General features: G+C 45.3%; 17 protein-coding genes. 4 read left to right on the top strand and 13 right to left on the bottom strand.

Translation table 11 applies throughout. The annotated features are described in order from the left end of the window. Positions 1-77 precede the first annotated feature (77 nt). Entirely contained in the window at positions 78-2735 is a 2658-nt protein-coding gene (gene adhE, locus NAF29_RS14430) for a bifunctional acetaldehyde-CoA/alcohol dehydrogenase (protein ID WP_251262323.1), read from the bottom strand. Between the two features lie 452 nt (positions 2736-3187). Between adhE and NAF29_RS14425 the strand changes: the two genes are divergently transcribed. Then, the gene (locus NAF29_RS14425; protein ID WP_285817783.1) at positions 3188-3826 is read left to right on the top strand and encodes a YchE family NAAT transporter; all 639 of its coding nucleotides are present in this window, start codon (positions 3188-3190) and stop codon (positions 3824-3826) included. Between the two features lie 22 nt (positions 3827-3848). On the opposite strand, the gene NAF29_RS14420 is transcribed toward NAF29_RS14425, so the two are convergent. Together NAF29_RS14420 and NAF29_RS14415 are read right to left on the bottom strand one after the other, a co-directional pair. After that, on the bottom strand, positions 3849-5135 hold the full coding sequence (locus tag NAF29_RS14420) for an anti-phage deoxyguanosine triphosphatase (protein WP_349665586.1): 1287 nt from the start codon (positions 5133-5135) through the stop codon (positions 3849-3851). A 165-nt stretch (positions 5136-5300) separates the two neighbouring features. Then, on the bottom strand, positions 5301-6518 hold the full coding sequence (locus NAF29_RS14415; RefSeq protein ID WP_251262320.1) for a pyridoxal phosphate-dependent aminotransferase: 1218 nt from the start codon (positions 6516-6518) through the stop codon (positions 5301-5303). Between the two features lie 271 nt (positions 6519-6789). Here NAF29_RS14415 and NAF29_RS14410 point away from each other — a divergent pair, with 271 nt between their 5' ends. Continuing rightward, complete coding sequence (locus tag NAF29_RS14410; RefSeq protein WP_251262319.1) at positions 6790-7740, top strand: aldo/keto reductase; 951 nt, start codon at positions 6790-6792, stop codon at positions 7738-7740. Positions 7741-7868: 128 nt separating this feature from the next. On the opposite strand, the gene NAF29_RS14405 is transcribed toward NAF29_RS14410, so the two are convergent. From NAF29_RS14405 to ubiG, 8 genes are all read right to left on the bottom strand, one after another. After that, complete coding sequence (locus tag NAF29_RS14405; RefSeq protein ID WP_251262318.1) at positions 7869-10169, bottom strand: FdhF/YdeP family oxidoreductase; 2301 nt, start codon at positions 10167-10169, stop codon at positions 7869-7871. Next, complete coding sequence (fdhD, locus tag NAF29_RS14400) at positions 10162-10962, bottom strand: formate dehydrogenase accessory sulfurtransferase FdhD (RefSeq protein ID WP_251262317.1); 801 nt, start codon at positions 10960-10962, stop codon at positions 10162-10164. Before fdhD ends, NAF29_RS14405 begins: the two co-directional genes overlap by 8 nt. Positions 10963-11269: 307 nt before the next feature. Further along, on the bottom strand, positions 11270-11662 hold the full coding sequence (locus tag NAF29_RS14395; RefSeq protein WP_251262316.1) for a MerR family transcriptional regulator: 393 nt from the start codon (positions 11660-11662) through the stop codon (positions 11270-11272). A 4-nt stretch (positions 11663-11666) separates the two neighbouring features. Then, positions 11667-11945 (bottom strand): class I ribonucleotide reductase maintenance protein YfaE, encoded by a 279-nt coding sequence (yfaE, locus tag NAF29_RS14390; protein ID WP_251262315.1) that lies wholly within the window; start codon positions 11943-11945, stop codon positions 11667-11669. Then, positions 11942-13072 carry a class Ia ribonucleoside-diphosphate reductase subunit beta gene (gene nrdB / locus NAF29_RS14385; protein WP_251262314.1) on the bottom strand — a complete coding sequence of 377 codons (1131 nt, stop codon included), beginning with the start codon at positions 13070-13072 and terminating at the stop codon, positions 11942-11944. The genes yfaE and nrdB overlap by 4 nt, the downstream gene beginning before the upstream one ends. A gap of 61 nt (positions 13073-13133) precedes the next feature. Continuing rightward, positions 13134-15401, bottom strand: coding sequence for a class 1a ribonucleoside-diphosphate reductase subunit alpha (gene nrdA / locus NAF29_RS14380; RefSeq protein ID WP_251262313.1), 2268 nt, complete (start codon positions 15399-15401; stop codon positions 13134-13136). A gap of 315 nt (positions 15402-15716) precedes the next feature. Beyond that, a complete protein-coding gene (locus NAF29_RS14375) occupies positions 15717-16364 on the bottom strand; it encodes an HAD family hydrolase (protein ID WP_251262312.1) in 648 nt (215 codons plus the stop codon). Continuing rightward, a complete protein-coding gene (ubiG, locus tag NAF29_RS14370) occupies positions 16357-17073 on the bottom strand; it encodes a bifunctional 2-polyprenyl-6-hydroxyphenol methylase/3-demethylubiquinol 3-O-methyltransferase UbiG (protein ID WP_251262311.1) in 717 nt (238 codons plus the stop codon). The genes NAF29_RS14375 and ubiG overlap by 8 nt, the downstream gene beginning before the upstream one ends. A gap of 136 nt (positions 17074-17209) precedes the next feature. Here ubiG and NAF29_RS14365 point away from each other — a divergent pair, with 136 nt between their 5' ends. Both NAF29_RS14365 and NAF29_RS14360 read left to right on the top strand, forming a co-directional pair. Continuing rightward, a complete protein-coding gene (locus NAF29_RS14365) occupies positions 17210-17590 on the top strand; it encodes a hypothetical protein (RefSeq protein WP_251262310.1) in 381 nt (126 codons plus the stop codon). Positions 17591-17705: 115 nt separating this feature from the next. After that, complete coding sequence (locus tag NAF29_RS14360) at positions 17706-18803, top strand: alpha/beta fold hydrolase (protein WP_251262309.1); 1098 nt, start codon at positions 17706-17708, stop codon at positions 18801-18803. Here the strand turns inward: NAF29_RS14360 and nhaA are convergent. Together nhaA and nhaB are read right to left on the bottom strand one after the other, a co-directional pair. Beyond that, on the bottom strand, positions 18800-20005 hold the full coding sequence (gene nhaA / locus NAF29_RS14355) for a Na+/H+ antiporter NhaA (RefSeq protein WP_251262308.1): 1206 nt from the start codon (positions 20003-20005) through the stop codon (positions 18800-18802). The genes NAF29_RS14360 and nhaA overlap by 4 nt on opposite strands. A 150-nt stretch (positions 20006-20155) precedes the next feature. Next, positions 20156-21745, bottom strand: coding sequence for a sodium/proton antiporter NhaB (nhaB, locus tag NAF29_RS14350; protein ID WP_251262307.1), 1590 nt, complete (start codon positions 21743-21745; stop codon positions 20156-20158). Positions 21746-21840 lie beyond the last annotated feature (95 nt).

The following is a 21840-nucleotide window of genomic DNA, read 5'->3' as shown; positions in this document are numbered from 1 at the left end:
AGAATAGTTAGTTGCCAAATTTGACGCAACAAAAAGCCGACATAAAGTCGGCTTTTTCATTCACTGATGAGGTGAAGTTACTTTTTAGCAGCTGCTTTTTTCTTTGCAGGTGCTTTTTTCTCAGCAGGCTTTTCACTGTCATCCACGTATGGACGACCGTAGTAAGAATCAAGAAGAACTTGCTTGAGTTCGCTGATCAATGGGTAACGTGGGTTAGCACCGGTACATTGGTCATCGAATGCATCAACTGCGAGTTCATCAACTTTCGCCAAGAATGCTTCTTCTGGAACGCCAGCTTCTTTGATTGACATTGGAATGCCAATTTCAGCTTTAAGCTCGTCCAACCAACCGAGTAACGCGTTCAACTTGTCTTCGGTGTTCCCTTCACGGAAGCCTAAGTGCTCTGCAACTTCTGCATAACGAGCGCGTGCTTTAGGACGATCGTACTGGGAGAACGCAGTTTGCTTCGTTGGTGTATTGGTTGCGTTATAACGAATTGTGTTGGTCAACAACAATGCATTCGCTAAGCCGTGCGGTACGTGGAACTCTGCACCCAATTTGTGAGCCATAGAGTGACACACACCGAGGAATGAGTTTGCAAACGCGATACCGGCGATAGTCGCTGCGTTGTGAACTTTTTCACGTGCTACTGGGTCGCTCTTACCATTTTTGTAAGAACTTGGTAGGTACTCTTTGAGCAACTTAAGTGCTTGCAGAGCCTGGCCGTCAGAGTACTCGTTCGCCAATACAGAAACATATGCTTCCATCGCGTGAGTCACTGCATCGTAACCACCGAATGCACACAATGAAGCAGGCATATCCATGACTAAGTTTGCATCAACAACCGCCATAGTCGGAGTCAACTCATAGTCAGCCAATGGGTATTTCTGGCCCGTTGAATCATCAGTTACAACCGCGAATGGTGTTACTTCTGAACCTGTACCCGATGTCGTTGTGATACAAACCAATTCGGCTTTTGAACCCATTTTGGGGAACTTGTAGATACGTTTACGGATATCCATAAAGCGCATTGACAAGTCTTCAAAATCAGTTTCAGGATGTTCGTACATCACCCACATGATTTTGGCTGCATCCATTGGTGAACCACCACCTACCGCAAGAATAACGTCTGGTTGGTAGTTGTTACACGCTTCGGCACCTTTCTTAACAATGGTCAATGTTGGATCAGCTTCCACTTCGTGGAACACTTCAACTTCCATGCCTTTGTCTTTTAGGATGTTACGTAAGTCGTCAATGTAGCCATTGTTGAACAAGAAGCTATCAGTCACGATCATTGCGCGTTTTTTGCCATCTAAATCATCCATTGCCACTGGCAGTGAACCACGACGGAAGTAGATAGATTTAGGGAGTTTATGCCACAACATGTTCTCAGCTCGCTTCGCAACAATTTTCTTATTGATAAGGTGTTTTGGACCAACGTTTTCAGAGATTGCGTTGCCCCCCCAAGAACCACAACCCAGCGTCAATGAAGGCGCAAGTTCGAAGTTGTAGAGGTCACCAATACCACCGTGCGATGAAGGCGTGTTAATCAAAATACGAGCCGTCTTCATTTTATCGCCGAAATATGCGATGCGGTCTGCATTGGCATCTTGGTCGGTATAAAGTACAGAGGTGTGGCCTACACCGCCGATATCGAGCACGATGCCTGCTTGGCGAACCGCGTCATCAAAATCTTTAGCTTTGTAAACACCCAGAGTTGGAGAAAGCTTCTCGTGAGAGAACTCGTCATCATAAGACGCTTCAAGGCCTTGGCCAATCAGAATCTTGGTGGATACTGGAACGGTAACGCCAGCAAGTTCTGCAATTTTATAAGCAGGTTGACCTACGATGGCTGCGTTCAATGCACCGTTGATTAGAAGGACTTTACGAACTTTATCAGCGTCGGCTTTGCTCAATACAGCTGCGCCATATTTTGCAAAACGAGCAATCACGTCATCATAAATGCTTTCAACAATAATCGCTGCTTGCTCAGAAGCACAAATTACGCCGTTATCAAATGTTTTTGACATTAAGATAGAAGAAACAGCACGTTTGATATCTGCGGTTTCATCAATCACAACGGGTGTGTTACCTGCGCCTACACCAATAGCCGGCTTACCAGAAGAGTAAGCTGCTTTAACCATGCCCGGACCACCGGTTGCAAGAATCAATGCGATGTCATCATGCTTCATCAAGCCGTTTGACAGCTCAACTGACGGTTGGTCGATCCAACCGATGATGTCTTTTGGTGCACCTGCTTTTACTGCAGCATCAAGCACAAGCTTGGCTGCGAAGTTCGTTGCATTTTTAGCGCGAGGGTGTGGCGAGAAGATACAACCGTTACGAGTCTTAAGGCTAATCAGCGCTTTAAAGATCGCAGTAGAGGTTGGGTTAGTGGTTGGTACGATTGCACAAACGATTCCAACAGGCTCAGCAATAGTAATTGTGCCGCCTTCGTCATTGTGTTCAATCACACCACAGGTTAATTCGTCTTTGTACTTGTTATAAATGAACTCTGAAGCAAAGTGGTTTTTGATCACTTTGTCTTCCATAATACCCATACCTGACTCTTCAGCAGCCATGCGAGCAAGTTCAATACGGGCTGTAGATGCAGCCAGTGATGCGGCTCTGAAAATTTCATCAACTTGCTCTTGCGAGTAGCTGGCAAACTCTTTCTGGGCAGCCTTTACGCGAGCGACCAACGAATCGAGTTCGTCCAAGTTTGATACTGACATATATAACTCCTAAAAATAAAATTTCTTATCTAAACCGACCTCGAACCAGAACCACAGTGCCGAAGGTTACGCAAGTATAGACGACACTTTTGAGTCTCAGCTTAAAGGAGAAATTTCTTTTCTCTTGGGGTGCATTATAGGCTTACCCCACCGTGCTTATTTGATTCTGATCAAGTGAAATAAAATTACAGAAATTACTACAGATAGTATTTGTATGTGCACTTTGTCACGCAAATTTGTTGTTTTTAAGTGAAAATATGTAATTTGATTACTTTTCCGCCATGTCGGATGAAATTCATTCAATTACAATGCGTTAAGAATACTGGAATATTAATAGATTAAAAAAATTTATCAATAAGGCGTAAAAACTGTCAATTTATTTCAATAGCGCGATTTTTGCACCATCTTTACAATGCGCTTGAACATTAAACCTCACTTAGTAGATGAAAACGATGGCACTCGATACCGCATTATATTTACAGTTTTTTATTGGCTTAATCGCCATTCTCAATCCGTTTGGATTGTTGCCTGTGTTTATCGGTTTAACCAGTCATCAGAGCCAAATTGAACGAGCTCAAACCAATGCAACGGCGATGATCACGGTGTTCTTAACGCTGATCATTGTGCTGCTGGTCGGCCAAGCATTGCTTAAAATGTTCGGCATTAGCATCGCGAGCTTCCGAATCGCGGGCGGCGGCATGCTTATCTTAATTGCATTGTCGATGCTCAAAGGGCAAATGAGCGATGTGCGGCGCAATGAAGATGAGGTGAATGAGTCGGTCACGCGTGAGTCAATTGCCGTAGTACCTTTGGCGATTCCCTTGATTGCTGGGCCTGGCGCGATGACGACAGCGATTGTTTATTCTGCGGAATACCCTAAATGGCAACATTTAGTTGGATTTGGCTGTGGCATTGCAGCAGCGGCTTTGATTTGTTGGTTGGTATTTAGAGCTGCGCCATTGTTGTCGAATTTTTTAGGGCATACGGGCATCAATATCATTACCCGTATTATGGGCTTGATCATGATGGCAATGGCGGTGGAATTTATGTCCCAAGGCCTCAAAGACATTTTTCCTGTGTTGCAGTCTTAATGGCCGCGGTCCAATCTGGCTATTAAGCAAATAGTTCATGGTAGATACGTGTTGCTGACTGGTCTGTTAAAGATGACACCCAGTCGGCAATCACTCGCATCTTGTCATCTTCTTGAGTTGAATTTAACCATTGGGCTCGGGGCTCCTCTGGCAATAACCGCTCCGGGTCTGATTCGTAGGCTTCGAAGAGTGCCATGATCATCTGCTGGCCTTTATACTCTGCGGTTTGTACTTGGTGAGAGCGAATCACGTAGTCAAACACAAACACTTTGAATTCTTTCAGTGCGGCTGCGGCGGTGGTTGGCAATTTAGCATTGTGACTTAAAAGCACTTCTTCAAAGGGCAGATCATCAACCAGCTCAATGGCCGTAATAAAATAATTTACTAAGGCGCCAATGGCGTTCTTGCGGACGAATGGAAGGTTACTAAATAACTCTTGGCTTACCGCTTCAATATTGGCTTGTAGCCACTCGTCAGGAATTTGTTTTAAACGTTGCTCTGCTTGTGACCATTGCTCACGGTTGACCATTTTAAGAGTAATCGCATCCTCTAAATCATGAATGCCATAGGCAATATCGTCGGCCAGCTCCATGATGGAGCAATCTAGAGATTTATAGCGCGCTTTGTTGTGACTGCCTTGAATTTCCCTCGCTTGCGTGAATTTGGCTCGGTCTGATGGAGTTAAGTTTGATAATAACCATTCGATCCAATCTTGATCGCAATTATAAAGTGCTTTGGCGGGGTGCCAGTCTGATGCTCTGAGATCCCGAGCACTGGAGACTTCGGGCTGCTCTGATATATGTGTGACTTGACTCATAGTCACAGGGTATTTCACCAAACCGAGTAATGTTCTGCGCGCCAAATTCATACCATACGATTGGGTGTAAGGTTCTAGTCGAGTCACAATTCGAAAGGTTTGGCCATTGCCTTCAAACCCACCGTGATTGCGCATCATATAATGCAAAGCGGTTTCCCCGCCGTGTCCAAAAGGAGGGTGACCAAGATCATGAGCAAGGCACAAGGTTTCGATGAGTGGCGCAGGACCTAATAGCCTTTTGTGTTGCGGGTATTTATTGCCAAGCTGTTCGTGAATGCCTTGACCAATCTGTCCGGCTTCGAGGGAGTGAGTCAAACGGGTACGATAAAAATCAGAGCTACCCACACCATGAATTTGAGTCTTGGCCTGCAAACGCCTAAATGCAGCGGAATGCAATACACGAGCGCGATCCCTTTGGTAAGCCGAACGATGATCATGACGCCGCGCTTTATACTCTTCAGAACAACGTTGCTGCCAAATATCTACCAAAATCTCACCTCAAAATTCATATGCTTACCTCAATTTGGCACAGTCTGGGCAGTTCGGCAACATTGGCTTAAATGGATGTGGGGTCAATGGCTGGTGTGAGCGATTTGATCACAAGAAATAAGCCGCATGAACAAAGCGATACTCATGCGGCTAATGAGGTAAAGGGGGTTAACTTTGACGGTAAGTGCTAAGAAATACGCCTATTTTATCAATGGCTTGAGTTAGCTCGTCAACCCGCGGTAATGTCACAATTCTAAAGTGATCCTTGGTGGGGAGGTTAAACCCAGAACCATGCACGACCAGTATCTTTTGCTGGAGCAGTAAGTCCAAAACAAACTTTTCGTCGTCGTGAATCGGGTAAACCTCTGGATCTAACTTAGGAAACACATACAAAGCGCCTTTGGGCTTCACACAGCTTACGCCGGGAATATTGTTGAGTGCTTTCCAAGCGGCATCGGCTTGTTGATATAAGCGGCCGGTTGGCAACACAAAATCATTAATACTTTGATAGCCCCCCAACGCAGCTTGCACTGCGTTTTGGCAAGGAACGTTGGCGCATAAGCGCATGGAGGCCAGAATGTTAAGCGCATCAATGTAGCTTTTAGCTCTATGTTTTGCTCCGCTTAGAATCATCCAACCTACACGAAAGCCAGCAACACGATATGATTTAGACAAACCATTGAAGCTTACAAACAAAACATCGTCAGCCAGAGACGCCATGGCAATATGCTCTGCTTTGTCGTACAAGATTTTGTCGTAAATTTCATCGGCAAAAATGATTAAGTTGTGTTGACGTGCCAACTCAACAATGGCTTCTAGCGTTTCTTGGGAGTAAACCGCGCCCGTTGGATTATTGGGGTTAATGACCACAATGCCGCGTGTATTGGGCTTAATACGAGCCTTAATGTCTTCAATATCGGGCTCCCACTCTTGCGATTCGTCACAACGGTAGTGATTTGGCTTGCCTCCTGCGAGTGTCACGGCCGCAGTCCAAAGCGGATAATCGGGTGCAGGTACAAGCACTTCTTCGCCATCGTTGAGTAAGCCTTGCATCGCCATAACGATTAATTCACTCACGCCATTGCCCATGAAGACGTCTTCAACTTCGACGCCATCGATTTGTTTTTGCTGGCAATATTGCATGACTGCTTTTCGAGCCGAAAACAACCCTTTGGAATCGCAATAACCCTGAGCGGTTGGTAGGTTATGAATGACGTCAATGATGAGTTCGTCTGGGGCTTCGAAGCCAAATGGGGCAGGGTTGCCAATGTTCAATTTGGTGATTCGATGACCGTCTTCTTCTAGACGCTTTGCTTCTTGCAAGGCTTGCCCACGGATCTCATAACAGACGTGATCGAGCTTGCTTGAATGCTTGTAGGAACTCATGATTGATGCCTTGTTGCTGTAAACCAATAAATACGCTTGAGCAGGCAACTTTAACATTGCTCTAGGACGTCAGGAAATTGTTTTTAAAGGTTTTCCTCAGTTCAATGCTTTTGACGCGGTGAACTGAGTCATTCGTCTTCAATTTGCTGCTTTTGACGTAAGCGATAAATGATCACAATAGTGCTTGCTCTGGAGTTCACTCCAACTCTTATACTGCTGAAAATTGAGAGGGTATTTGAGCCTGAAAACCAGACAAGTTGGAGCGTTGAACATGAAATTTTCGAAACTCGGAAATAGTGATTTAAATATTTCTAGAATTGGCCTTGGAGCATGGGCGATTGGCGGTAAGTGGTTATGGGGATGGGGAGAGCAGGATGATCGTCAGTCGATTGAAACCATTCAGCATGCCCTTGATTTAGGAGTCAACTGGATTGATACCGCACCGGTGTATGGGTTAGGACATTCTGAACACGTTGTTGGGCGCGCCATTCAAGGTTTGTCAGAAAAACCGTTGATTTTTACCAAGTGTAGTTTCCGCTGGGATGCTAAAGGTGAGGTCACGCCTAGCTTAGCAGCTGCAAGCGTTCGCGAAGAAGTTGAAAACAGCTTACGGCGTTTAAAGGTTGATGTGATTGATTTGTACCAAATTCACTGGCCCAATCCAGAAGACCAAATCGAAGAAGCTTGGGAGACCATGCTTGCACTTAAAAACGAAGGTAAAATTCGCCATTTAGGAGTCTCAAACCATTCGGTTGAACAAATGCAGCGACTAGAACAACTCGGCCATGTCACGTCCTTGCAACCGCCTTATAGTTTGGTTAATCGTGATTGTGCAGAGTCGATATTGCCTTGGTGCCAACAGAATCAAACGGGTGTGATTTGTTATTCACCGATGGGTTCTGGAATACTTACTGGCGCAATGACACGAGAGCGTATCGACAACTTACCTGAGGACGATTGGCGCAAAAAGGCCGATGATTTCAATGAGCCTAAGTTAAGTCATAACTTGCGTATTGTTGAAACGTTGAAAAGCATTGCAAAGCGTCATGAAGTGAACGTTGCCGAAGTCGCTATTGCGTGGGCACTTCATCATCCCGCAGTGTCCGGAACTATTGTTGGAATGCGTTCGCCCCAACAAGCCGAAGGAGTGATAGGAGGTGGGTCTTTGGTGTTGGATGACCAAGATTTTGCACTAATAGAAGCGTGTTTGGTGAACGGTTAATGTGCTTTTGTCGCAGGTGCTCAGTGTGAATGACTGGGGATCAGTGGCAAAAATAATGGCGGCACATACACGTTAAGATAAATGCAAAAGAGCAGATGAACGGCCAAAGCTCACCTGCTCTTTTGAGCCTATAAAATAGGAGCGTCTTGTGATGATTGTTTCAAAATCACGGGCACTGACTTTGATGTAGGTGTAAATGAGTCGTCGCCCACGCTGTCTAATGGCACAAGTGGATTTGTTTCTGGGTAATAGGCGGCTAAATTGCCTTCAGGGATGTCGTAGATTTCAATTTTGAAACCATCAACCTGGCGATGTTGGTCATCTGGCCAAATCGAAGTGATTTGAACTTTGTCGCCTTGCTTTAATTTTTGGCGCTTGGCATCTTTCTCATTCATGAATAGCACTTTTCGTTCTCCTGAAACACCGCGATATCGGTCATTCATTCCATAAATAGTGGTGTTGTATTGGTCGTGCGAGCGCAGTGTTTGTAACGTCATCAGCCGATTTTTTGTACCTTCTGTATTATCTATAGCAACATCATGAGTAATCGACTCAGGCAGCGGACTTTGGCTGAATTGCGCTTTACCTGCGTCATTTACCCAATGTTTATCAGCGGCACTGTTTCCAAGGTAGAACCCTCCGGGTTGCATAATTTTCTGATTGAAATCGGCAAAGCCCGGCACGATTTGCGCCACTAGGTCTCGAATATTTCCGTAATCAGCCACTAAATTTTTCCAATCGACAATGTCTTTGCCCAAGGTGGCTTGAGCAATACTGCAAATAATATCGACTTCAGATTTAAGCTGTTCGTCTAGCGGTTCTACTTTGCCCTGTGAGGCATGCACCATGCTAAATGTGTCTTCTACCGTAATGGCTTGCTCCCCTGTTGCTTGGCGGTCGATCTCTGTGCGACCCAAGCACGGCAAAATTAGCGCTTCTTGCCCCACCATTAAATGGCTTCGGTTGAGCTTGGTACTAATTTGTACATTTAATTGCGTGTTGCGCATGGCTTTAAATGTTTGCTCTGTATCAGGAGCGGCGGCTGCTAAATTACCTCCTAAGCAAATAAGCACCTTACTTTGCTTGTTCAAAAATGCGTTTAACGCGAGATAGACATTGTGCCCATGATCGTGAGGCATGGGCTGCTGAAAGTGATCCGCCATGGCATTTAAAAAGGCTTGTTTGGGCTTATCGTTAATGCCCATGGTTCGATTCCCCTGAACATTACTGTGGCCCCGCACAGGGCATAAGCCCGCGCCCGGTTTACCCAAGTTGCCGGTGATCAACTGCAAATTAACAATTTCACGAATGGTCGCTACCGAATGCTTATGTTGTGTAATCCCCATAGCCCATGTGCAAATTGCCTTTTCGGCTTGAAGTAAGATATCCGTAGCGGCTTCAATTTCCGGTTGCGATAAACCCGATTGCTGCTCTATTTGTTGCCATGAAGTCTGCTGGACCTGTTTACAATAGCTTTCAAAATCGACGGTGTGCTCGTCAATGAATGCCTTATCAATGACATCGGCTTGGCCTGATTGAATTGCAGCTTGCTGTTTAGCCAGTATGGTTTTGACCATGCCTCGAATTGCAGCCATATCTCCGCCCAACTTAGGACTTAAATACAGGTGACTGATATCAGTGGCGGCAGGGGTGAGTAATTCGACGGGGCTTTGTGGGCTCGCAAAACGTTTCAGCGCGACTTCTTTTAAGTTATTAAAGGTCACAATTTTACAGCCATGACGGGCTGCTCGGCGCAATGCATTCATCATGCGCGGGTGATTGGAACCTGGGTTTTGTCCAAACACTAAAATTGCATCAGCTTTGTCAAAATCATCCAACACAACGGTGCCTTTACCCACACCGATGGCTTGATTCAGGGCAACCCCGCTGGCTTCATGACACATGTTGGAGCAGTCAGGAAAATTGTTGGTGCCGAATAAACGGCCAAATAACTGATACACAAATGACACTTCATTACTTGCTCGGCCAGATGTATAAAACTCGGCCTCATTGGGCGAAGACAACGAGTTTAACTGACGGCCGATAAGGTCAAATGCTTTCGTCCATGCAATCGGTTCGTATTTGTCGGTTGTCGGGTTGTAGCGTAAAGGTTCGGTTAGGCGGCCTTGGTATTCCAACCAGTAGTCACTCTGCTTTAGCAATTGGCTGACGGTGTGGTTTTCGAAAAAGTTCGAATCGACCTTCTTATTGGTTGACTCCCATGAGATCGCTTTGGCGCCGTTCTCACAAAACTGGATCAAGCCTTCTTTTTGATCACCCCATGCACAGCCGGGACAATCAAATCCATGCGTTTGGTTGGCACGCATCAAATTTTTAATATTAGTTTTCGCTTGCTGACTTTTCCAAACATGTTTAACCGCTGATTGTAACGACGACAATCCGCCTGCTTTATTAGGCTGTTTACTCATGGAGGTGACCTTTAGCAAGTGTAAGAGTTTGGGCTTGATTGAGCACTCGCGGCCCATCTAGCTTTGTTAAATGAATCAAATTAACGTTGGCTTGCTGCGCAATACTCAGAGCCAATTGACTGGGCGCAGATAGACTGACTAAATTGGCGATACCAATATTGGCAACTTTATAAACTAACTCCACGCCACAACGGCTGGTCAATAAAATGGCATGATTTTCAGGGACAAATGCGGCATCGCGTACACATGAACCAATGAGTTTGTCTAAGGCATTATGACGGCCTATATCTTCTCGCGCGGCGGTTATATTCCCTTCTAAGTCAATTAGAAATGCGCCGTGCATGGCTCCTGTTGATTTAGCTAGTGCTTGCCATTGTTGGCAGCAATCACGCAATTGAGCGAGGGAGTCAAGTGCGATGATGTTTGCCTGTTCAACGGGAGTGACATCAGGCAAAGCTTGCTGTAGGGCTTCAACACCGCACACTCCACAACCACTCACGCCAGTTAAGCGACGTTTTTTGTCACGAAGTATAGATAAACAGCGGTTGGCCAATGTGATATTAATTTCCACCATGCCTTTGTCTGGCATGGTGGTGACGCGAATGTCATGAACTTGATTGGTGTTGGATATCAATTGTTCGGCAAACAAAAAGCCAAAGGCAAAATCATCCAGATCGTGTGGTGAAGCCATCATTACAGCGTAACTCACATCGTTAATACAAAAGGCGACTGCGTATTCTTCTGCTAATTCGGGCTCAGGCGTCACGACCGAGGAGAGTTGAAAGTCTTTCACAAACACATGCCAAGCCCTAGGTTAATTTTGGGGAATCCAGCTTAATGGAGCTTAGCAGGCAAAACTAATTAATAACCTGAGCAAAATAGCATTTATTTGCACAGTTCAATCCATGCTGTTTGATATTCAAGCGCGTGGGCGACAAAGCGATGATGATGCACTGCAATGGAAGATTGCCTTATACAAATCGATACAATGAGTTATCGGGATAAGTTTTTCGTTTTTACCAAAAGTGAGGGAACGCACAGAGCCAAGCGAAAGCAAATGGATCGTTGGACCAAGGCTTGAGTTTATTGAAATTGGAGGCTTAATTTGTCGAGCATGATTTCGTAGAATCGCTGTGAATATTGTCATAAAACTCGATTTTCTGTTCAATACGAGTCAGGTTGGTTTGCAACAACTTTAGGTCTGACTCGATTTGTGTGTGATGCTCGGTAAGAATGGCCTGACGCTGTGCGATGGTGTGATCACCTGCCACCAGCAAATCACGATAGCGTTTGATCAACTCCAATGGCATACCGGTTGATTTTAAACACAATATAAAACGAAGCCAGTCCATGTCTGCTGGGGCATATTGCCGGTGTCCGCTAGTATTGCGCCCCACGTGTATCAGCAACCCTTGCTTCTCATAATACCGAAGCGTGTCTGGTGTCACGTCAAGTTCAGTAGCGGCTTGTTGGATGGGTAAGTGTCGAGTCATTGAGCTATTCGTCCAATGTGATATCTGATGTAGGGACACAGCAACAAGGTAAGATTTCACCTTGTCGAAAGAACGCAATAGGTTGCGTTGAGTATTTTACGCTGCCGTCCAATATTGAGGTTCTACAAGAGCCGCAAAAACCAGCACGGCATTCGTAATGCACATCAACACCGTGCTCTTCGAGCGCTTGGAGCAGAGAGTCATGCTGACTCGCGTCAAATTTAAAGGCTTGTTGGCCTTGAACGAATACCCAAGGCGCTTGGTTATCTTGCTCTTTGCTCACAAGGTGAATTCAGACAAGTCGTCTGCGTTGACCTCATTATCGATTTGACCCACGAGATATGAGCTCACTTCAACTTCTTGTGGAGCAACTTGAACCGCATCCGAAGACAACCAAGTGTTAATCCAAGGAATCGGGTTTTCTGTATTTTCAAATATTTTAGGTAAGCCAATCGCTTGCATGCGCGTGTTGGTAATATATTCAACGTATTGCCCAAGAATCGATTCGTTCAAACCAATCATTGAGCCGTCTTTGAACAAGTAACTGGCCCACGCTTTTTCTTGCTCTGCCGCTGCGCGAAATATTTCGATGGACTCTTGATGGCATTCAATCGCAATTTCTGCCATTTCAGGATCATCTTCGCCCGTTGCTAGAATGTTGATCATATGTTGAGTGGAGGTCAGGTGTAATGCCTCGTCTCGAGCGATTAAACGAATGATCTTGGCGTTGCCTTCCATCAGCTCACGTTCTGCAAAGGCAAAACTGCAAGCAAAGCTGACGTAAAATCGAATCGCTTCAAGTACGTTGACAGACATCAGGCATAAATACAATTTACGCTTAATTTCACGCAAGGACACTGTGACTTCGCCATTTGGAGTTTGGTGCGTGCCTTCGCCATATTCTTGGTACTGGCGGTTGGCGTCAATCAACTCATCGTAATAAAAGCTAATGCCTTCGGCGCGTTTCAAAATTTCGTCGTTAAGAATAATGTCATCAAACACGACCGACGGATCTTTCATCACGTTGCGAATAATGTGCGTGTAACTGCGGCTGTGAATCGTCTCGCTGAATGCCCATGTTTCGATCCAGGTTTCTAATTCTGGGATAGAAACCAATGGCAATAATGCAACATTTGGGGAGCGACCTTGAATGGAGTCCAGCAGTGTTTGGTACTTGAGGTTGCTCAAGAAAATGTGTTGCTCATGAGCAGGCATATTGTTGAAGTCAATGCGGTCTTTGCTCACATCCACTTCTTCAGGACGCCAGAAAAAGCTCAATTGCTTTTCAATCAGCTGTTCAAAAATAGGGTACTTCTGCTGGTCGTAACGAGAAACGTTCACAGGATTACCAAAGAACATTGGTTCTGTTAATGCGTTGTTTTGCTCTCTGCTAAACGTGGTGTACTTCATCGCACAAAAACTCTCAATCAATTAGGGAAAAATAAGGCGGCTAATGAAGCCGCCCGTATCATTAAATTTTACAAGCGCCGCCCGCACAGTCATCTTCAGGCTCTTGAGAATCGTCGGCTCCGTCTCGCGTGTTGTGGTAGTAAAGCGTTTTTACGCCCAATTTATACGCGGTCAGCAAGTCTTTCAGTAACTGCTTCATTGGCACTTTTGAATCTGCATATTTTGCAGGATCGTAGTTGGTATTCGCCGATATAGTTTGGTCTACGAACTTTTGCATGATTCCGACCAATTGCAAATAACCATCATTGTCTGGCATTTGCCACAATAGCTCGTAGTTACCTTTAAGGTTCTCAAAATCAGGCACAACTTGACGCAGAATCCCGTCTTTACTTTGCTTCACACTCACGTGAGCACGAGGCGGCTCAATGCCATTGGTCGCATTGGAGATTTGAGAGCTGGTTTCTGACGGCATAAGCGCACTCAATGTTGAGTTGCGAAGCCCATGCTCTACGATGTTAGTGCGTAATGCATCCCAATCCAACTTAAGAGATTCTTGACACACTGCGTCCAAATCTTTCTTATACGAATCGATGGGCAAAATACCCTGAGAATAGGTTGTTTCGTTGAACTTTGGACATGCGCCTTGTTCTTTCGCCAACACATTACTGGCTTTGAGCAAGTAATACTGAATCGCTTCAAATGTTTGGTGCGTTAAGTTATTGGCGCTGCCATCACTGTATTTTACGCCATTTTTGGCCAAGTAATACGCGTAGTTAATGACGCCTATGCCGAGCGTACGTCGACCCATTGTGGCGTTTAACGCGGCTTTTACTGGGTAATCTTGGTAGTCCAATAAGCTATCGAGTGCGCGAACGGCTAATTCAGCAAGACCCTCGAGCTCATCGAGAGATTTGATGGCTCCGAGGTTAAATGCCGACAAGGTACACAACGCAATTTCACCGTTTTCGTCGTCGAAGCTTTGCAATGGCTTGGTCGGCAAAGCGATTTCCAGACACAAATTTGATTGGCGCACAGGAGCAACATCAGGAATGAACGGACTATGCGTGTTGCAGTGGTCAACATTTTGCAAGTAAATACGACCCGTATTGGCTCGTTCTTGAGCAAAAAGGCTGAATACTTCAATGGCTTTTAGAGTCTTTTTACGAATACTCTCATCTTGCTCATATTTGACATAGAGCTGTTCAAAACGTTCTTGGTTTTCGAAGAATGCGTCATATAAGCCGGGAACATCTGATGGGCTAAACAAGGTGATGTTGCCACCTTGAATTAAGCGCTGATACATCAAGCGGTTCATTTGCACGCCATAATCGAGATGACGCACTCGGTTTTCTTCAACACCACGGTTGTTCTTCAAGACCAACAAGTCTTCGACTTCTAAATGCCAAAGTGGGTAGAAAAGGGTTGCCGCGCCACCGCGAACACCACCTTGCGAGCAGCATTTAACCGCTGTTTGGAAATGTTTGAAGAACGGAATACATCCAGTGTGGAAGGCTTCTCCTCCGCGAATTGGACTACCTACAGCGCGTAAACGCCCAGCATTAATGCCAATGCCAGCGCGTTGCGATACGTATTTGACGATGGCGCTCGATGTTGCGTTAATCGAATCCAAGCTATCGCCACATTCAATCAGAACACATGAACTGAATTGGCGTGTTGGTGTGCGAACACCCGCCATGATCGGCGTTGGCAAAGAAATACGGAATGTTGAAATTGCGTCATAGAAGCGGCGAACATAACCTAATCGTGTATTTTTGGGGTATTGAGCGAATAAACACGCCGCCACCAAAATATACAGAAATTGCGGGCTTTCGAAGATTTGCTTGGTGACGCGGTCTTGCACCAAATATTTGCCTTCGAGCTGTTTTACCGCGGCATAGCTAAATGTGAGATCGCGTTGATGGTCGATAAACATCGCCATCTCTTCGTATTCGTCTTGAGAGTAATCTTCGAGTAAGTGCGCATCGTAACGGCCGCTATCACACATGGCTTTTACATGGTCATATAGGGCTGGTGGCTCATATTGGCCATAGGCTTGTTTGCGCAGATGGAATATCGCTAAGCGTGCTGCAAGGTACTGATAATCTGGAACGTCCGTTGATATCAAATCAGCGGCGGCCTTAATCATGGTCTCATGAATATCTGAAGTGGTAATGCCTTCATAAAATTGGATTTGAGATTTTAGTTCGACCTGAGATACGGATACTTTTTCGAGTCCATCCGCTGCCCATGTGACCACTCTATGAATTTTTTCTAAATCGAGAGGTTCTTTATCACCATCGCGTTTGGTGACTAAAAGTTGGGTGTCCATGAATGACTATCAGCCTCTTGTTGTGCGCGTCAGACTACTGAATAAAAGTTGAGCACATCTAGTGTTGTTGTTGTTTCGAAACACAACATAGTGTGCCTGAAGACGATTTGCAATCCCTATTTAAGCCCAATTTTGGGGCGTTAAAAGGGTGCGATAGGGCTTGAATTTCTGAAAAGCTCCACGCATCAAGGGGTAGCGGCAATTGATACTGCTTAACAAAAATGACAGCGGTATGTCATTTTTTTTAAGCAGTGCACAAAAAGTAGACTTTGCTTTAAAGGCCCTTGTAAACGTACATATTTACTAGTGAATACTTTACAACCAGTCAAGCACTTCGAGTGGATGTTCTATGGCGCCATTTCCGTTCCATTGGTGAGGAGTATCGAATTCTGATATGTAACCCCACATTGCCACCAACGTCGTCATTCCGACTCGGTTACCCGCCAGCATATCGCGTTCTGCGTCACCCACATAAACAATCTCTTCGGGTACAATACCAACTTGCTCTGAAGCCAGAAGCATGGGCTTGGGATCAGGCTTGGCTACTCCGCAGGTATCGCCACTGATATTTGTTCGGCTTGTTTGCAGCTCAGTGAAGTGCGGCAGTAACGAGTCAGTTAGAAAACCGGGTTTATTTGTCACAATGCCCCATGGGGTGCCTTGCTCGTCGAGTTTAGCAAGCAATTCAGGCATGCCGGGATACAACTGGGAGCTGCTGGCAATATCATTGGCGTAGTGGTTGAGAAGGTTGGTTCTAAGCATTTGAGGCTCATACCGCTCGAAACGATCTTTTAACGCATATTTGAGTAACCCAAATGCGCCATGTGAAGCGTAATGATGCACCTTTGGATCGGTGCATTCAGGTTCACCAATGTCGGCTAAGGTGCGATTAAGTGCTGCCACTAAATCGGGCGCTGTGTCCATGACAGTGCCATCGAGGTCAAATAATACGGCTTTAGGCATTGGAGACGTTCTCTGGTTTGTAACAGGCCACGATGTAGTTCACGTCAACATCATTGCCAATAGAAAATGAGTCTTTGATTGGGTTGTACCGAAAGCCTTTCATTTGTTTGGGCTGCAAGGCTTTCTCATCGGTATATTGCAGTAGTTCAGACGGCTTCAAGAACTTGTCGTAATCATGGGTGCCTTTGGGGAGCCATTTTAGAATGTTCTCGGCGGCAACAATGGCCAGCATTCGGCTTTTAAATGTGCGATTCAAGGTTGATAAGATAAGCCATCCGCCGGGCTTTAATAAATCAGCGCACGCATGAATCACGGAAGCTGGATCGGGCACATGCTCAATCATCTCCATACACGTCACTACGTCAAATGATTCTGCTTGATTCGCAACTAATTTTTCAGCAGTGACCTGTTGATAGTCGATGTTTAGCTTTGATTCTAATGCATGAAGTTTTGCGACTTGAATGGATGCTTCAGCCATATCAATGGCAGTCACATTTGCGCCTGCCATTGCCATAGATTCTGCGAGTAAGCCGCCACCGCAGCCTATATCGGCAACTTGCTTACCCGCAAGGCCTCCTACATTGTGTTGAATGAAGTCGGTACGTAATGGATTTATTTGATGCAATGGGCGCGACTGCCCTTGAGGATCCCACCAAGTGGCTGCAAGTGCTTCAAATTTTGCGATTTCATCTAAGTCTACGTTGCTCAATTTCGGGTTCCCATCATAATTTTGAAGATATTATACCTATACTGGCAGTTGATAGTATTCAGATTCGTATTAGACTGTTGGCTAACTTAAAAACATTTAACTCACATTAACATTGATTGATAGCACGGGTACATGGATGAACTCAGAGACAGTTTTGTTGGCGCGCAATCGTACATTTGAGCGCTTAGCATGGGGCCTCGTAGCTGCACTAGCTATGATTGGTTCGTGGTGTGTTGTGGGTTACAAGGTTGAGTCAAACTTTGACACCTCAAAGCTTGCTGAACAGATGAAATTGTCTTCTGCTGATTCTGCGCGATTTGTATATTTGCTGAATGAGGCTCGCGAGCAAGCGGCCGAAATTAGGCAACGATACCCCTCTCAAGCGTCCATTAAGATCGACGCACTCAAAGTAAAACTCAAGCAGGACTTTTCACAATTTATGACGGATAAGCAGATCGCCAAATTTGAGCAGCATTGCTACGAGATGAAATTGAAAAAAGCCACCATCATGCTCTGAATCTAGTGTGACTGCACGACACCGAAAGTAGATGAACGAACTTCATGTTTGTAACATCAAATTATCATGTTTTTGCGATAGGTTTCCCTTATTTGAATTTTCAACGAGAGCGTATATGCGTTTATTTGTTATTTTTTACTTCGCCATAAGTGCATCTTTAGCATGGGCATATGATGGTTCCAAGAGCGCTTACATTGAGCATTCCAAGCAGTTTTACGCTAAAGCACCAATGCCAGAACAACTAGAAACGGTGTTGCTCAATGGGGTTGATGTTCGAATTGCCACGTTTAGAACCCCAACGGGTCAAAAACGTGGAGACGCTTTATTTTTAAGTGGCCGAACCGAGTTTATCGAAAAGAACATTCCAGCGTATAAGGCATTGTTGGCACGAGGCTTTGATGTGTATACCTTTGATTGGCGAGGGCAGGGACTGTCTCAACGTGAAACCGACACCAGTGAAAAAGGCTATATCGATTCTTATGAGACATACGTGTCTGATTTAGAGTCGTTTGTTAGCAACTATTTACCGGCCAAAGTCGCAGGCCAAACTCGCGTGATGGTTGCTCACTCTATGGGCGGTCAGATCTCCGCTCGTTATCTTATAGAACACCCCAAGCAATTTGATTACGCCGCTTTTAGCTCACCTATGATGGGTTTAGCGGATAACACATGGACCAATAATACGGCATTGAGTGCGATGTCGATGATTGGCAAAGGCGCAGAATGCGTTCCAGGGCGAGAAGCTGTTTGGGCAAGTTATCTTGACTCAGACGCCTGCGACATGGTGCTCAGTCAGACATTTGAAGCACCAGCGAATACACAACAAAGTCAAAATTACTCGAGTGATTTATCTCACTTAGCATCAGCAGACTGCTGGACCCTTCAAAATATGAAAGCATCACCCACACATCATGTGGGGTTGGGGTGCCCAACAGTCGATTGGGTAAAATCATCATTTGAATCCATTGATAGCACCGCAGAGCAAGCTGCTCGAATAGAAACGCCGACGTTAATCGTGGGGAGTGAAAACGATCAGGTGGTCGACTTTTCAAGTACTCAACAAGTGTGTAACGACATGAAAGATTGTTGTTTAATCAATATCCCACAGGCAGCTCATGAGATATTGATTGAACGAGAAGGTATCCAACAGCAATTTTGGCAAGCGTTCGACGCCTTACTTGAAACGAAAAACGCTCGCAAAATGTGTCCTTAATGTTGCTTGTCTTGTTCTGGCTCATCTGCAGCCATTTTAGGCAGCACTTTGTTTAACACCAGATAACCGCCAATAGCAGCAAGTACAGAGCCAATTAAAATACCTAGGCGTTCATCAAAATCGTAAATGATGTCGCCTTGTTCAAACGCCAATGAGCCAATAAACAAACTCATGGTGAAGCCAATGCCACACAGGATTGATGCGCCAAATATTTGGCCCCAAGTCACGCCTTTCGGCAGTTCACAAATACCTATTTTTGCAGACACCCAGCTAAACAGGAATACGCCAATGGGTTTACCCAACAACAAGCCCGCCATAATCCCCAACGGCACAGGATGTAGAGTTTGTTCAAGCGTGAGCCCCATCAGAGGTAAACCAGCATTTGCGAACGCGAAAATGGGCAGTATGATGAACGCTACCGTGTGATGTAGGTTGTGCTCAAGCTCTTTGGCGGGGGAATATTCCGGATTTTTCGGATCTCGCATTGGAATAAAGAACGCCAACACTACGCCAGCCAACGTCGCATGCACGCCTGACTTCAGCACAGCCCACCACAATATAAAGCCGATAAACAAATAAACGGATGAGTTCATCACTTTCATTCGATTACATCCGAATAGCATGGCTATTGCGATTCCGGCAACAACAAACGCAGTGGTCGAAAGTGAGCCGCTGTAGAAGAAAGCGATGATCAATATAGCGCCAATGTCATCAAGAATTGCTAACGAGAGCAGGAAGATTTTCAATGACAAAGGTACGCGCTTGCCGAGTAATCCGAGTACACCAAGAGCGAATGCAATATCTGTGGCAGCAGGAATTGCCCAACCCCCGATAGCAGATGGATCGTTCCAGTTCATCATGGCATAGATGCCAGATGGAACGACGATACCGCCAATTGCAGCCATTGCTGGCATGACAATTTTAGCGGGCTCGTTGAGTTCACCTTCTAAAAATTCGCGTTTAAGTTCAAGACCAACGTGAAGGAAGAAAATCGCCATCAGGCCATCGTTGATCCAGAGTAAAAGAGGCTTAGCAATCTCAAGCTCACCAATTCGCATTTCCAATGGCATAGCGAGCAAAAGCTCCCGCATTCCAGCAAGCGGAGAGTTGGCGACTATGAGGGCTAAAACGGTCGCTATGACTAGCACAATACCGCCAGCAGACTCTAATTTAACAAAGTTACCAATCGTAGAATTTTGCATGTGTGTTTCGACGTCCTATTTCGACAGATTGAAAGTAGCTTAAAATAGCTAACCTGAATCCTAGATGATCAATTCAACGAAAACACGCATTTTCGATATTCATTCAACAAAAAAGGCTCCCGAAGGAGCCTTTGTATTCAATGTGTTGACTTAATGTCCGCCGTTAGCGGCAGCCTCAGACAACGACAGAATATCTTTTGATTCGAGCAACCCTTGTGCGTACATCCAATCAGTTACAGGCAACAAGAAGAACTCAATCGCTAACAAGCTCGTGATGATCAATACGATTGTGTAAGGCAGGGCCATCCAAACCATACGGCCGTAAGATAAGCGAATTAGGGGAGCAATGGCTGATGTCAGTAAGAACAAGAACGCTGCTTGACCGTTTGGTGTCGCCACGCTTGGTAAGTTTGTACCTGTGTTCACAGCAACAGCTAACAAATAGAACTGCTCTAAATTAATCGCTTTTTCGCTGAGTGCATTCACCATTTCGCTAATGTACACCGTGCCCACGAATACGTTATCACTGATCATTGATAGCACGCCGTTTGCAACAAATACGCGCCAGATTTGACCTTCGCCTTCAAACGACAAAACGTAGTCAATCACAGGGGCAAATAAATGTTGATCGATGATCACCGCTACAACTGCAAAGAACACGGTAAGAAGTGCAGTAAATGGCAGCGCTTCTTCAAACGCATGACCCATACGGTGCTCTTCAATAATACCGGTAAACGAAGTTGCAAAAATGATGACGGTTAAACCAATCAGGCCGACTTCAGCCATATGCATTGCCAACGCAACAATTAACCATACGCCCACAAGCGCTTGAACAACCAATGCTGCTTTTTCGCTGTAGGTACGTTTTGAGTCGCTATCTTTGGCGTAGTCGGCAAGAATCGTGTGAACGGCTTCGGGTAATTTCGCGCCGTAACCGAACCATTTAAATTTCTCAACCACAACACATGTCAGCAAGCCTGCAATCAAACATGGGACGGTAATCGCGGCCATACGAAGTGCAAATTCAAGAAAAGTCCAATGTGCTTCACTGGCAATAATTAAGTTTTGAGGCTCACCAACTTGCGTACAAACACCACCTAGAGCAGTACCCACACCGGCATGCATCATTAAGTTACGTAGGAACGCACGGAAATCATCAAGTTCTTCGCGATGTTGTTGTTTAAGTTCCGCATCATGTGAGTGGTCGTGATCGTGGTGAAAGCCTTTTCCAGACGCAACTTTATGGTAAATCGCGTAGAAGCCCGTAGCAACGGCAATTACAACGGCAATCACAGTGAGGGCGTCTAGGAAGGCTGATAAGAAGGCCGATGAAAAACAAAAAGCAAGTGATAGTAGGATTTTAGAACGCACATTCACCAAGATTTTAGTGAATGAATAAAGCAGTAATTGCTTCATGAAATAGATACCAGCGACCATGAATACCAACAATAAAATCACTTCAATGTTGGACTCAATCTCGTGCATCACCATACCTGGCGTGGTGAGACCAATCACCACCGCTTCAATGGCTAGCAAACCTCCGGGCTGCAATGGATAACATTTTAATGCCATTGCGAGTGTGAAGATAAACTCGATGATCAGCATCCAACCGGCCACGAATGGGTCGATAGCGGCAGCGATTGGATTGATAATTAAGAACAACAGGATGGCGAGCTTGTACCACTGCGGCGCGTTCCCAAGGAAATTGGACAAAAATGCCCCTTTAAAGGTTGTAGACATAGCGATTTTGTACCCTGACGAATTATTATGTTACGGATTTGTATAAATCTTATTGACGCAGATTGTATCGCAAGTTCTTGCGTTACGACTGCTTA

The sequence above is a fragment of the Echinimonas agarilytica genome, from assembly GCF_023703465.1.
Classification (GTDB): Bacteria; Pseudomonadota; Gammaproteobacteria; order Enterobacterales; family Neiellaceae; genus Echinimonas; species Echinimonas agarilytica.
This window is presented reverse-complemented; position numbering and strand designations above follow the sequence as displayed.